This window comes from Lelliottia sp. SL45, from assembly GCF_026672535.1.
GTDB classification, from domain to species: Bacteria; Pseudomonadota; Gammaproteobacteria; order Enterobacterales; family Enterobacteriaceae; genus Enterobacter; species Enterobacter nimipressuralis.
The window spans coordinates 450,686-464,297 of the sequence record NZ_JAPPRH010000001.1; the positions used below are offsets into that span (position 1 = coordinate 450,686).

Annotated in this window: 11 protein-coding genes; 5 read left to right on the plus strand and 6 right to left on the minus strand. The window is 56.4% G+C overall.

What is annotated here, in order from left to right; genetic code table 11:
* Positions 1-88: 88 nt before the first annotated feature.
* From OVA10_RS02230 to OVA10_RS02240, 3 genes are read left to right on the plus strand one after another with little or no spacing between them, the layout of a single operon-like run.
* Positions 89-1,900 carry a beta-glucoside-specific PTS transporter subunit IIABC gene (locus tag OVA10_RS02230; protein ID WP_268195107.1) on the plus strand — a complete coding sequence of 604 codons (1,812 nt, stop codon included), beginning with the start codon at positions 89-91 and terminating at the stop codon, positions 1,898-1,900.
* The gene (locus OVA10_RS02235; protein ID WP_268195108.1) at positions 1,900-3,363 is read left to right on the plus strand and encodes a glycoside hydrolase family 1 protein; all 1,464 of its coding nucleotides are present in this window, start codon (positions 1,900-1,902) and stop codon (positions 3,361-3,363) included. The genes OVA10_RS02230 and OVA10_RS02235 overlap by 1 nt, the downstream gene beginning before the upstream one ends.
* Before the next feature lie 23 nt (positions 3,364-3,386).
* Entirely contained in the window at positions 3,387-4,223 is an 837-nt protein-coding gene (locus OVA10_RS02240) for a PRD domain-containing protein (RefSeq protein ID WP_100778455.1), read from the plus strand.
* Positions 4,224-4,250: 27 nt separating this feature from the next.
* On the opposite strand, the gene metE is transcribed toward OVA10_RS02240, so the two are convergent.
* On the minus strand, positions 4,251-6,512 hold the full coding sequence (gene metE / locus OVA10_RS02245) for a 5-methyltetrahydropteroyltriglutamate--homocysteine S-methyltransferase (protein WP_268195110.1): 2,262 nt from the start codon (positions 6,510-6,512) through the stop codon (positions 4,251-4,253).
* 115 nt (positions 6,513-6,627) lie between these two features.
* Between metE and metR the strand changes: the two genes are divergently transcribed.
* Positions 6,628-7,581, plus strand: a complete 954-nt coding sequence (gene metR / locus OVA10_RS02250) for an HTH-type transcriptional regulator MetR (protein ID WP_107702644.1) — start codon at positions 6,628-6,630, stop codon at positions 7,579-7,581.
* Here metR and OVA10_RS02255 read toward each other — a convergent pair.
* From OVA10_RS02255 to pldB, 3 genes are all read right to left on the minus strand, one after another.
* Positions 7,469-8,368 (minus strand): carboxylate/amino acid/amine transporter, encoded by a 900-nt coding sequence (locus tag OVA10_RS02255; RefSeq protein ID WP_123429981.1) that lies wholly within the window; start codon positions 8,366-8,368, stop codon positions 7,469-7,471. The two genes, metR and OVA10_RS02255, sit on opposite strands and share 113 nt — an antisense overlap.
* A gap of 82 nt (positions 8,369-8,450) precedes the next feature.
* Complete coding sequence (gene yigL / locus OVA10_RS02260; protein ID WP_100778451.1) at positions 8,451-9,251, minus strand: sugar/pyridoxal phosphate phosphatase YigL; 801 nt, start codon at positions 9,249-9,251, stop codon at positions 8,451-8,453.
* 25 nt (positions 9,252-9,276) lie between these two features.
* A complete protein-coding gene (pldB, locus tag OVA10_RS02265) occupies positions 9,277-10,269 on the minus strand; it encodes a lysophospholipase L2 (protein ID WP_102105646.1) in 993 nt (330 codons plus the stop codon).
* Positions 10,270-10,378: 109 nt separating this feature from the next.
* On the opposite strand from pldB, the gene rhtB reads away from it, so the two are divergent.
* The gene (rhtB, locus tag OVA10_RS02270; RefSeq protein WP_100778449.1) at positions 10,379-10,999 is read left to right on the plus strand and encodes a homoserine/homoserine lactone efflux protein; all 621 of its coding nucleotides are present in this window, start codon (positions 10,379-10,381) and stop codon (positions 10,997-10,999) included.
* A gap of 50 nt (positions 11,000-11,049) precedes the next feature.
* On the opposite strand, the gene rhtC is transcribed toward rhtB, so the two are convergent.
* Together rhtC and recQ are read right to left on the minus strand one after the other, a co-directional pair.
* Entirely contained in the window at positions 11,050-11,670 is a 621-nt protein-coding gene (gene rhtC, locus OVA10_RS02275) for a threonine export protein RhtC (protein ID WP_268195113.1), read from the minus strand.
* Positions 11,671-11,731: 61 nt separating this feature from the next.
* The gene (gene recQ / locus OVA10_RS02280) at positions 11,732-13,561 is read right to left on the minus strand and encodes an ATP-dependent DNA helicase RecQ (protein ID WP_100780793.1); all 1,830 of its coding nucleotides are present in this window, start codon (positions 13,559-13,561) and stop codon (positions 11,732-11,734) included.
* Positions 13,562-13,612: the final 51 nt, after the last annotated feature.

Genomic DNA, 13,612 nt, shown 5'->3' on the forward strand with positions numbered 1-13,612 from the left:
CCGTAGGCAAGACCTGAAGCCCATCTCTCTCTTTCGGGGGGAAATGGGCTTCAGGTCTTTTTTTTTGCTCTGGAGACAGGGGCCAGACATGAATCACTTGCAGACAGCACTGGATATCATCGCCCAGGTGGGCGGCGCTGAAAACATCGAACATCTCGAGCACTGCTCCACCCGCTTACGGCTGAGCCTTTACGATAACGGGAAAGTGAACGAGCACGAACTGGCGAAAATTGATGGCGTGCTCGGCGTGCGCGTCAACGTACAGTGCCAGGTCATTATCGGTCATGAAGTGGTGCAGGTTTATGAAGCGGCGCGCTCCCTCATCGGCACACCCCAGGCAAATGCGTCAGCTCAGACGGTCAAACCGCATCGTGGCGCGCAAATTGTCGACTTTGTGATAAGCGTCTTTCAGCCGCTGGTCCCGGCCATTGCGGGCGGCGGCGTACTGAAATCGCTGCTGCTGTTGCTGGATGTACTTGGCTGGCTCAGCCGCGACAGTTCCACTTACAAAGTGCTGGATAACATCGGCTCGGCCCCGCTCTATTTCCTGCCGATACTGGTGGCGATAACCACTGCGACAAAGCTCAAAGTGAACGTGCTGGTTGCCGTCTCTGCCGTAGCGGTAATGGTGCTACCGGCAATGACGAAGCAACTTGCTGATGGCGCGGAGTTTATGTCGTTTGATCTGCGCAATGTCGCCTATGCCTCGCAGGTCTTCCCGGCCATTCTGTGCGTGCTGTTTTACGCTCAGACCGAGAAGCTGTTCAACCGTTACTCTCCCGGCGCACTGCGCATTTTTCTCTCGCCGATGCTCTCTCTGCTGGTCACGGTGCCAGTGACGTTGCTGATCCTGGGACCATTGGGCTATGAGCTTGGCGCGGGCCTGGCCACGGTGATCTTATGGCTCTATGGCAAGCTGGGATTTGTGGCGACCGGATTACTCGCGGCAGCGCTGCCGTTTATGGTCGCAGCCGGAATGCATAAGCCGATGTTGCCTTATGCCGTCGCCTCGATGAGCCAGTTCGGGCGTGAAATGCTCTATCTGCCTGCGTCGCTGGCACATAACATCGCTGAGTCTGGCGCCTGTCTGGCCATTGCACTCCGGAGCAAAGATAAGGTACTGAAATCCACCGCCTTCTCCGCAGGAATTTCCGCGCTGTTTGGTATTACCGAACCCGCCCTGTATGGCGTCACGCTTCTCAATAAAAAAGCACTTTATAGCGTGCTTGCGGGTAGCCTGGTTGGCGGCGCATTTATTGGCTGGATGGCCATCGAAGCCTTTGCGCTGGTAGGGCCAGGCCTTGCCAGCATCTCCATGTTCGTCTCACCCGATAACCCAATGAACATCGTCTGGGCCTTTGCGGGTGCCGGTTTATCTTTTGTCATCGCCTTTCTGAGTGCTCTGCTGTTATGGCGCGATAACGCCCCGGAGCAGGCCGATGAACTGCACTTTATCCGTCCCGTAGAGGGGCAAATCATTCCGCTGGAAAACGTTAACGACGACGTTTTTTCGCGCAAAATCATGGGCGATGGCGTAGCCATTGTCCCTTCGCAGGGCGTCCTGCGTGCTCCCGCCGACGGCACGGTCGTTAACGTCTTTGAAAGCGGTCATGCCCTAAGCCTCTTAACGGATGCAGGGGTTGAGCTGATTTTCCATATCGGCATCGACACCATCAGGCTGCAAGGCAATGGATTCCGCCCGCTGGTGAAAGAAGGCCAGCACGTGAAAAGCGGCGACACACTGATTGAGTTTTCTCTCGACATCATCACCGCCGCCGGGCTGGATCCGGTTGTGGTCATGATCGTCACGAATGGCGAACGATTCTCGCTGACACCAGGCAGTAACCACGACAAAGACACTCATCCTAATATCATCATGACGCTAAAGGAGTCCGTGTAATGGATAAATCCCTCCCGTTTCCGCAAGGTTTTTTATGGGGCGGCGCGATTGCCGCTAATCAGGCCGAAGGAGCATGGAACGTTGATGGCAAAGGGCCGTCCGTCGCTGACGCCATCACCTGGAAGCCGAACCTGTCGCTGAAGGATTATGACGGTCATATGGCGCTGACGGATGAAAATATCCGCGATGCGTTTGAAGGGCGCAACGACGCGCTTTATCCCAAGCGTCGCGGCATTGATTTTTATCACCGCTATAAAGACGATATCGCCCTGTTTGCCGAGATGGGCTTTAAGGTTCTGCGCGTGTCCATTGCCTGGTCGCGTATCTTCCAGACAGGCGAGGACGCGGCCCCTAATGAAGCGGGCCTGCAGTTTTACGAGGAGATGTTCCGCGAGCTGCGACGCCATAATATTGAACCGCTCGTCACGCTCTCACATTATGAAATGCCGCTGGCCCTGAGCGAGAAGTACAACGGCTGGGTACATCGTAACGTGGTGGATGCTTTCGTGCGGTTCAGCAATGTCTGCTTTGATCGCTACAAAGATCTGGTGCGCTACTGGCTCACCTTTAATGAAATCGACAGCATTCATCGCCATCCGTTTACCACCGCCGGGATTCGCGAAGAGAAAAGCGCGCCAGGAAAAGCGCAGCAGGATATTTATCAGGGGCTACACCACCAGTTTGTGGCCTCTGCGCTGGTGACCCGCGACTGCCACGCCAAAATTCCCGGCAGCCAGGTCGGGTGCATGCTGACGAAACTCACCACCTATCCTCACAGCTGTCGCCCGCAGGACGTAGAGGCCACGCTGAAAAAAAATCTCGAAAACTACTTTTACGCCGATGTGCAGGTCTTTGGCGAATATCCGCCACTGATCCTGCGCGATCTCGCCAGCCGTGATATTCAGATTGAGATGCAGGCAGACGATCATCGTATTTTGAAAGATCACACCGTCGATTTTGTCTCCTTCAGCTATTACATGTCCCTCACCGAATCGACGCAGGCTGATGTCGAGCGCACCGCGGGTAACACGATTCTGGGGGTAAAAAACCCGTACTTGCCTGCATCCGAGTGGGGCTGGCAGATTGATCCCGTCGGGTTGAAAATCTCGCTGCTCGAACTGTACGACCGTTACCAAAAGCCGCTGTTTATTGTCGAAAATGGCTTAGGGGCAAAAGATACCATCGAGGAAGGGAAGATCCACGACAGCTATCGTATCGACTATTTCCGCGCCCACTTCGAACAAACATTGGCAGCTATCAACGAAGGGGTAGATGTGATGGGATTCACCACCTGGGGTTGTATCGACATTATCAGCGCGGGCACATCGCAGATGTCCAAACGCTACGGCTTTATTTATGTCGACCAGGATGACGAAGGTAACGGCACGCTGGAACGCCTGAAAAAAGAGTCGTTCTGGTGGTACCAGAGAGTGATTGCCAGCAATGGCGCTGACATGAGCTAAACGGCCAGGCCGCAGGAATAACCGTGATAACGATAAAAAAATCGCTCAATAACAGTATGCTGCTGGTCGATCACGACCAGCGGGAGATGATCCTGTTTGGTAAAGGGATTGGTTTCGGAGCCAAACCCGGTACGCATATCGACCTGGCGCAGGTAGAGAAAGTCTTTCTGCCGCTTAGCGATCTGAAATCCCGCCATTTTTTATCCCTGACGGATACCATTCCTGCGGCGTACTTTGACGTCAGCCATGAGATTCTCACGCTCGCCCGCAGCCTGTGCGGCGAAAAGCTGAACTCCGTGCTGCTGTTTACGCTCGCCGAACATTTGCATTTTGCGGTGGAGCGTAGCCGTAACGGGCAGTTGATCCTGAATAAGCTGAGCTGGGAAGTGAAGCGCTATTACCCGCAAGAATACCGCGTCGGAATGCAGGCGCGAGACAACGTGAATGAACGCTTTGACGTAGAGTTACCGGAAGAAGAAGCGGTCAATATTGCGTTCCATCTGATTAACGCCAGCAGCCAGGATGACAACAGCTCCGCGCATCAGCAGGTCGAACTGGTAAATCGCATCGCCGAGATTGTGCGCTACAAGCTGAGCAAAGCGATCGATACGGAGTCGGTGAATTACCGGCGGTTTATCACCCATCTGCGCTATTTCGCGGAACGCGTGTTAAGTGGAAGCGTGGTGGTCAGTGAGACCGAGGATTTTTATCAGGAGCTGATGCGCCATCGCCCGGACGCAATGACCGTCGCGTGGGTGATTCGCGATTACGTGCAGGAGAAGTATCAGCTAACGCTGCCGAAAGATGAGCTGACGTGGCTGAGCATTCACATCAGCCGGTTAATGGACGGTCATGCCTAGGCCGGGCAATCGCCCGGCCATATCGCATTACGCCTGACGCAGGTTCTGCGCGGCTTTCACCATGTTCGCCAGTGCCGCACGGGTTTCTGGCCAGCCGCGGGTTTTCAGGCCGCAGTCCGGGTTGACCCACAGACGCTCAGCCGGAATACGCTGGGCGGCTTTCTGCAGCAGGGCTTCAATCCACTCCACGCTGGGTACGTTCGGGGAGTGAATGTCATACACGCCCGGTCCGATTTCGTTTGGGTAGTCGAACTCTTCGAACGACTCCAGCAACTCCATATCGGAACGCGACGTTTCGATGGTGATCACATCCGCATCCAGCGCGGCGATCGAGTCCATGATGTCGTTAAATTCGCAGTAACACATGTGGGTGTGGATCTGCGTGTCGTCCTTTGCCACGGCGGCGTTGATGCGGAACGCTTCCACGCCCCACTCCAGATATGCCGCCCAGTCGCTGCGACGCAGCGGCAGACCTTCCCGCAGTGCCGGTTCGTCAATCTGGATGATGCCAATGCCTGCCGCTTCCAGATCCGCCACTTCATCACGCAGCGCCAGCGCAATCTGTTTGGCGATGGTTTCGCGGGTCACGTCTTCGCGCGGGAAGGACCAGCACAGAATAGTCACCGGACCGGTCAACATGCCTTTGACCGGTTTGTCGGTCAGAGACTGGGCGTACTTCGCCCATTCGACGGTAATCGCTTCCGGGCGGCTCACGTCGCCAATCACCACCGGGGGTTTCACGCAGCGTGAGCCGTAGCTCTGCACCCAGCCGTTCTGGGTAAAGACGAAACCGTCCAGATGTTCGCCGAAATATTCCACCATGTCGTTACGCTCGGCTTCGCCGTGAACCAGCACGTCCAGACCCAAACGTTCCTGCTCAATAATCGCCTGTTTAATGTGTTCGGCGATGCCGGTGCGGTAGTTGTTGGCGTCGAGATTGCCTTTTTTGAAGTCCAGACGCAGGCCGCGAATTTCAGTGGTCTGCGGGAATGAGCCGATAGTGGTGGTTGGCCAGGCCGGCAGATTAAAGCGCGCACGCTGAGCTTCAGCACGAACTTCATAGGCATTTTCACGCTGGCTGTCTTTTGCGGTGATCGCCGCCAGACGTTTTTCCACCGCCGCGTTGTGAACACGAGTCGAGTGACGGCGCGCCTGAATCGGTGCGCTCCATTCGGTAATCGCAGCCGTGTCGCCGCTGTTCAGCGCATCGCGCAGCAGGGCCAGCTCTTCACATTTTTGCAGGGCGAAGGCAAACCAGCTTTTCACTTCCGCATCCAGACGCGTTTCCACGCTCAAATCGATCGGGCTGTGCAGCAGGGAGCAAGACGAAGCTACCCACAGATCACGTTGGCCGACAATGTCTTTGATCTGCGCGTATTTCTCGGTCAAATCGGCGCGCCAGACGTTACGTCCGTTAACCAGACCGGCAGAGAACAGCCAGTCAGACGGCAGGCGTTTGTGCAGCTCAGCTAGGTCATCGTTGCCGTGAACCAGGTCAACGTGCAGGCCCTGCACCGGCAGCGCGGTGATGGTGTCGAGGTTCGGCGTGACGCCTTCGAAATAGGTGGTCAGCAGCAGTTTAACCTGCCCGGTGAGGGCGTCGTAAGCCGGTTTGTACGCATCCAGCCATGCCTGCGGCAGCTCCAGCACCAGCGCCGGTTCGTCGATTTGTACCCACTCGATGCCGCGTTTTGCCAGCTCAGCCAGCACCTGCTGGTACACCGGCAGGATGTCTTTCAGCAAGCTCAGGCGGTCAAACTGCTCGCCTTTCACTTTGCCCAGCCACAAATAAGTTACCGGGCCGAGCAGTACAGGTTTGATTTTGTGGCCCAGCGCCAGCGCTTCGTCCACTTCATCCAGGATTTGCCTCCAGGTCAGTTTGAACTGCTGGCCTTTTACAAACTCCGGCACCATGTAGTGATAGTTGGTGTTAAACCATTTCGTCATTTCTGCGGCTGCCGCTGGCTCGCCGGTCGGTGCGCGCCCACGACCCAGGCGGAACAGGGTGTCGATATCTACCGATCCATCGTTGTTCTGATGACGAGCCGGCACATTGCCGAGCAGCAGGCTGGTGGTCAGAACATGGTCGTACCAGGCAAAATCGCCCACCGGCAGCAGATCCACGCCTGCCTGTTTTTGCTGATCCCAGTGACGCGCACGCAGCTCGCGTCCAACCGCCAGCAGCTCTTCACGGGTGGCGTTGCCCGCCCAGTAGCTCTCTTGTGCTTTTTTCAGCTCGCGGCGAAGGCCAACGCGAGGAAAACCGAGGGTGTGGTTAATAATTGTCATGTCGCTGCCTCTTATGAATTCGTTATTTAGCCATCCAGATGTTTACACATCCATAATGTGAATGTACTGTATGATCCACAAGCGCAAATTGTTCATGGCGAAGTGAAGGACTTTCATGATCGAGATAAAACACCTGAAAACGCTACAAGCGTTGCGGAACTGCGGTTCGCTCGCAGCGGCTGCGGCCACGCTGCATCAAACACAATCCGCCCTGTCCCACCAGTTCAGCGATCTGGAACAACGCCTTGGCTTTCGTCTGTTCGTGCGTAAGAGCCAGCCGCTGCGCTTTACGCCGCAGGGCGAGATTTTGCTGCAGCTGGCAAATCAGGTGCTGCCGCAAATCGCCAGCGCTCTGCAATCCTGCAATGAGCCGCAGCAGACACGGCTGCGCATCGCAATTGAATGTCATAGCTGTATTCAGTGGCTGACGCCCGCGCTTGAGAATTTCCGTCAGAACTGGCCGCAGGTAGAGATGGACTTTAAATCGGGCGTGACCTTTGACCCGCAGCCGTCTCTCCAGCAGGGCGAGCTGGATCTGGTGCTGACTTCCGATATTCTGCCGCGCAGCGGTCTGCACTATTCGCCGATGTTTGATTATGAAGTGCGCCTGGTGCTGGCACCTGACCATCCGCTGGCGGTGAAAACGCGCGTCACGCCGGAAGATCTGGCGACCGAAACGCTGATGATCTATCCGGTGCAGCGCAGTCGTCTGGATATCTGGCGCCATTTCCTGCAACCGGCAGGCATCAGCCCGAACCTGAAAAGTGTCGATAACACCCTGCTGCTGATTCAGATGGTGGCGGCTAAAATGGGGATCGCGGCGCTGCCGCACTGGGTAGTGGAGAGCTTTGAACGTCAGGGCCTCGTAGTAACCAAAACCCTGGGCGAGGGATTGTGGAGCCGACTGTACGCTGCCGTGCGCGATGGCGAGCAGCGTCAGCCGGTCACGGAGGCGTTTATTCGCTCAGCGCGGAATCACGCTTGCGACCATCTGCCGTTTGTTCGGAGCGCGGAGCGACCCAATGGCGATGTACCCACAGGGAAGCCAGAATCACCGTTCCCCCAATAATAAAGCTCGGCCAGTGGGGTTGTTCCTGCCAGATTGCCAGGTTCACCAGCAGCCCCGCAGGCACGTGAACGTTGTTCATGATGCCCAGCGTCCCGGCATCCACCTGCGTGGCCCCGTAGTTCCACATAAAGTAGCCCAGCCCTGAAGCGACTACCCCAAGCCAGATCAGCACGCTCCATTGCAGTGTGGTGGTCGGCAATTTTTGCGGATTGCCCAGCATAAACCACGCCACCACCGCCACGATGAACGCCCCCATATAAAACCAGGCGAACGCGTTGTGCTGCGGCATCGGGTGGATCTCCATCAGGCGTTTGTAGCCCACCATGCCAATCGCAAAGCTGATGTTCGCGAGCTGGACAAACATCAGCCCGGTCCAGAAGTGATCACTCACTTTGTCGTAGCGAATAATCGCCGCACCGGCCACCGCCAGCAGCGCGCTCAGGACATAGCCCCAGCGCAGACGGCGTTTGCTCAGCAGGTCATAAATCAGCGTGATGTAGAGCGGTGTCAGCACCGTGAACAGCAGGAATTCCGATACCGACAGATAGACATAGGCGCGGAAACTGAACAGATACATGATGCCGAGCTGCATTGCGCCCACCATCATGTACAGCAAAATGGTTTTGATCGTCTGTCCGCGCAGGCGCAGGAATGGCAGGAACACCAGCGCAGCCAGCCCAACGCGCATCAGCACAGAGAAGTAGCTGTCGACGTGTCCGGCAAGATATTCACCGATCAGGCTGAACGAGAAGGCCCACAGGATAGTGGTGATAATGAGTAGCGCCACAATGCATGTCTCTCAGAAAGAAGGACGAGCATTGTAGCGAACTCTTCAGTTGACAACTGAGTAATAAATAATCAAATGAAGATTATTCAAGGAACAGTTTGCGCAGATAGTTAGGCACGGCGTTATCGGTGTTGGTGCCAATCACTTCCAGCTCCGGGTGCAGATCTTTCAGACGCTGGTGCGCGTTTTCCATAATGCAGCCTTTCCCGGCCATCGACAGCATTTCAGCGTCGTTCATGCCGTCGCCAAAGGCGATGCAATCTTTCAGCTCGTAGCCCATGCGTTTTGCCACCGCTTCCAGCGCGTGACCTTTCGATACGCCGCCCGCCATCACTTCCAGACAGGTCAACGTTGAGAAGCTGACGTTCACCCGGTCGCCCCAGCGCGCGTTAATGGCCTGCTCCAGCGGCAGCAGCTCTTCATGGCTTTCGCAGGTGAAGAACACTTTGCTGATCCCTTCTGGCTCCAGCAGACCCGGCTCGTACAGGGTGTAGTTGAAAACCGCTTCCTTGAAGAAACGCATTTCATCCGGACGATGACGGTTCATAAACCAGTCGTCGTTGCGGTAAACGTTGGTGACGATTGACGGGTTGCTATGCACCACGCCAAACAGGTCGGCGGCGATATCGCGATCGAGGTTATGGGTGAAGATCAGATTGCCGTCGGTGTCGTGTACGCGCGCACCGTTGGAGGTGATCATGTACGCTTTGATGTCCAGATTATCGCGGATCTGCCCCACATCCACGTGGTGGCGGCCTGTTGCGAAGACGAAGTTCACGCCACGGGCTGTCAGGAGTTTTAAGGTTTCTTTCGCGTAAGGCGACAGGGTGTGGTCGGGAGAAAGCAGCGTGCCATCTAAATCAGATGCGACAACCTGGTACATAGGAAAATTTAACCTCAATAGGAAATCAGTTATGCCTGTCGAAAAACTCGACGATAGCGTTGAGCGCGACTGAGCGCATGGTGTCCTTTTCAAAAAGGATCTCATGGTACGCGCCCTTTATGACCAAGGGTTTCTCCCCTTCACAGGGGTGCCCGGCGGCGGCGCGCAATTCGCAAAAACGGTCGTGCATGCGGTTATCCACCACACGCTCTTCTTCCGCCTGAATCAGTAACGTTGGCGTGGCATCTTTGCCCGCACCGGCCAGCGCAGACTCCCCCGCGCGGATACCTTCACGCACCCAGTGGTACGTTGGTCCACCGACGCGCAGGCGCGGCTCATCGGCGTAGAAACGCAGGTTACGCCGATAACGCTGGCGGCTATGCGTTAGCACGTTCACGGCAAACGGCAGGGCGCGCCAGCGACCGGTGCCGATCGCGTAGCCTTCACGAATGCGCTGATGGCCCTCAGCCCAGTCGAGAATATGGCGCACCATCCAGTCCGGAAAGCGCATCACGATGCCAAACATCGGCGCGGTGAGCGCGATGGCATCGCACTGATGCGGATGACGTTGTAAAAACAGCGTCGCAATCGCCCCGCCCATGGAGTGTGCCAGGATATAGCGTTTGCGCCACGGCCCAGGCTGCACTTCCTGCTCCCAGAACGCGGCGAGATCGTCGACATAATCGCTGAAATTCACCACATGCCCGCGGTGCGAGTCGGATAACAACCGACCGGAGCGCCCTTGCCCACGATGGTCGATAATCAGTACATCAAACCCAAGATGGAAAAGGTCGTAGGCCAGTTCAGCGTATTTAACGTAACTTTCGATACGACCGGGGCAAACCACGATCACGCGGTCGTTTTTGACATTCCGAAAACGAACAAAGCGCACCGGAACATTATCCACGCCTGTGATTTCGGCTTCTTCGCGCTGACGCCAGAAATCGGTCAGCGGCCCCATGGAGAAAGCAGCAAATGCGTTCTCGCGTGTTTCCCAGTCCTTTTTCTGCTGAAACATCGGGTTTCCACCCCTGTAAGCCAAGGAATATCGTTTTTTCTGGTTGCGTCACACAATGACGCGACAATAGCGTATTGTGGCATAAAAATAGACGATTCGGGAGTTTCAAATGACCTTCGAGTGGTGGTTCGCTTACCTGCTGACATCCATCATCCTGAGCCTTTCCCCTGGCTCTGGCGCGATCAATACCATGACCACGTCCATTAACCACGGCTATCGCGGCGCGGTCGCGTCCATTGCCGGACTGCAGACCGGGCTGGGTATTCATATCGTGCTGGTGGGGATTGGTCTTGGGACACTGTTCTCGCGTTCGGTACTGGCGTTTGAAGTGCTCAAATGGGCGGGTGCAGCTTATCTGATTTGGCTGGGCATCCAGCAATGGCGCGCGGCAGGCTCGATTGACCTGAATACCCTCGCCCATACCCAGACGCGCGGTCGTCTGTTTAAACGCGCGGTATTTGTGAACCTGACCAACCCGAAAAGCATCGTCTTTCTCGCCGCCCTCTTTCCGCAGTTTATCGTCCCGCATCAGCCACAGGTGATGCAGTACGTGGTGCTCGGCGCCACCACCATTATCGTCGATATCATTGTGATGATTGGTTACGCGACCCTGGCGCAACGAATTGCCGCGTGGATCAAAGGGCCGAAACAGATGAAGGCGCTGAACAAAGTGTTCGGGTCGTTGTTTATGCTGGTAGGTGCGTTGCTGGCGTCGGCGAGGCATGCGTAGCCGGGAAAAGCCGGATAGCGGTGCAAGCACCTCATCCGGCATTCAGGATATTAGCGGGAGATAATCAGGTGAATCCCAAACCCTGCGAAGAGCGCCCCCGCAAAGCCATCGATCCACTTCGCCAGGCGCTGATAGCCACGGCGCATGGACGGTAAAGCGAACAGGCTCGCTACCACGGTAAACCACGCGAAGGTTTCGACGACGATCAGCAGGAAAATGCCCCAGCGCGCGCCCGCGCCGACGTCGTCACCGACGAACAGGGAAAACACCGAGCCGAAGTAGATAATCGCTTTTGGGTTTGCAAGGTTGGTCAGTAAGCCGCGCACGAAACTGCGTCCACCGGTCGCCAGCTCAACCTTAGGTTCAGCGGCTACGCTCTCTTCTTTCTTCAGCGCACCGCGCAGCATCTGGTAGCCCATCCAGCACAGATACAAGCCACCGCCGACCATAATGATATTATGCAGCCAGGCCATTTTCGCGAGGATCAGGTTCAGGCCAAGCAGCGCAACGGCAGCCCAGACCATGACACCCATGGTAATACCGAGCACGCCCATCATCGCCTCTTTGCGGGAGCGGCTGACGGCAGTCTGCGAAACGAAGAAAAAGTCAGGGCCAGGGCTCATCAACGCAACGATGTGCACCAACGCCACAGTGAGGAATAGCATTAACATAATTAACTCGCGGGAAAATAATTCAGTGAGTCACCATCCTGGCACTTTTTAGCCGGACTGACTACTCCTCATCGTCACCATCAGCATGGGAACGAATGAGCGCCATAAATTCTTTGCCAAAGCGCTCGAGTTTGCGCGTACCAACGCCGTTGACGCTCAGCATTTCACCGGCGCTGAGCGGCATCTGCTCGGCCATTTCGATCAGTGTCGCATCGTTGAACACCACATACGGCGGGATGTTCTCTTCGTCGGCAATCGCTTTACGTAGCTTGCGCAGTTTGGCAAACAGCTTGCGGTCGTAGTTGCCGCCGTAGGATTTCTGCATCACGCGCGGTTTCAGGGCGACGACGCGTGGAACCGCAAGCTGCAGCGCTAACTCACCGCGCAGCACCGGACGCGCCGCTTCCGTGAGCTGAAGCGCGGAATGCTGGGCGATATTTTGCGTGGCGAAACCGAGGTGAATCAGCTGGCGGATAATACTCACCCAGTGTTCGTGGCTCTGTTCGCGGCCAATGCCATAAACCGGCAGCTTATCGTGGCCCATCTCGCGGATACGCTGATTATTTGCACCGCGCAGCACTTCCACCACGTAACCCATACCAAAGCGCTGATTCACGCGGTAAATGGTTGAGAGCGCCTTACGGGCGTCCATCAGCCCATCGTACTGCTTTGGCGGGTCGAGACAGATATCGCAGTTACCGCACGGCTCCTGGCGTCCCTCACCAAAGTAGTTAAGCAAGACCAGTCGACGGCAGGTTTGCGCTTCGGCAAACGCGCCCATCGCGTTGAGCTTATGACGCTCGATATCCAGCAGCTGCCCCTGCGGTTTTTCTTCCAGGCAGCGGCGCAGCCACGCCATATCCGCCGGATCGTAAAACAGCATCGCTTCGGCAGGCAGACCGTCACGCCCGGCGCGGCCCGTCTCCTGATAGTAGGATTCGATATTGCGCGGGATGTCGAAATGCACCACAAAGCGCACGTTCGGTTTGTTGATCCCCATCCCGAACGCCACGGTCGCGACCACGATTTGCAGGTCATCACGCTGGAATTTTTCCTGCACATCGGCGCGGATATGGTTTTCTAAACCGGCGTGGTAGGCCGCAGCGCTAAAGCCACGGTTTTGCAGACGCGCGGCGGTGTCTTCCACTTTCGCACGGCTGTTGCAGTAAATAATGCCGGATTTGCCGCGCTGCTCCTGCACGTAGCGCAGAAGCTGGTCCGTCGGCTTGAATTTTTCCATCAGCATGTAGCGGATGTTGGGGCGGTCGAAGCTGCTGACCTGAATAAAGGGATCGTTTAGCCCGAGCAGGCGCACGATGTCCAGACGCGTGGTGTCATCCGCCGTGGCGGTGAGTGCCATAAACGGCAGCGCCGGGAAACGCTGGCGGAGCTGGCCGAGCGCGGCGTATTCCGGGCGGAAATCGTGACCCCACTGGGAGATACAGTGTGCTTCGTCGACCGCCAGCAGCACCGGGTTCCAGTGCGCCAAATGTTCGAGGAAGTTGTCCAGCATCAGACGTTCCGGGGCGATGTACAGCAGGCGAATCTGCCCGGTACGGCATCCGGCCATCACTTCCTGCTGCTGTTCACGAGTCTGAGTGGAGTTGATACAGGCAGCGGCCACGCCGTTCGCCAGCAGCTGATCCACCTGGTCTTTCATCAGGGAGATGAGCGGTGAAACCACCACCGTAAGACCATCCAGCACCAGCGCGGGAACCTGATAGCACAGGGATTTGCCGCCGCCTGTCGGCATCACTACCAGACAGTCGCGGCCTTCCAGCACGGTTTCAATGATGGTTTCCTGGCCAGGGCGAAATTGCTGGTAGCCAAAGGTTTCATGCAAAACCTGTTTAGCCAGCGATTCCTGATTCATTACTTCCGCCTGCGCCACGTTAACCCCATTTGCCAGATACAAAACAGGCGCTATTTTCAGCGCCTGAGA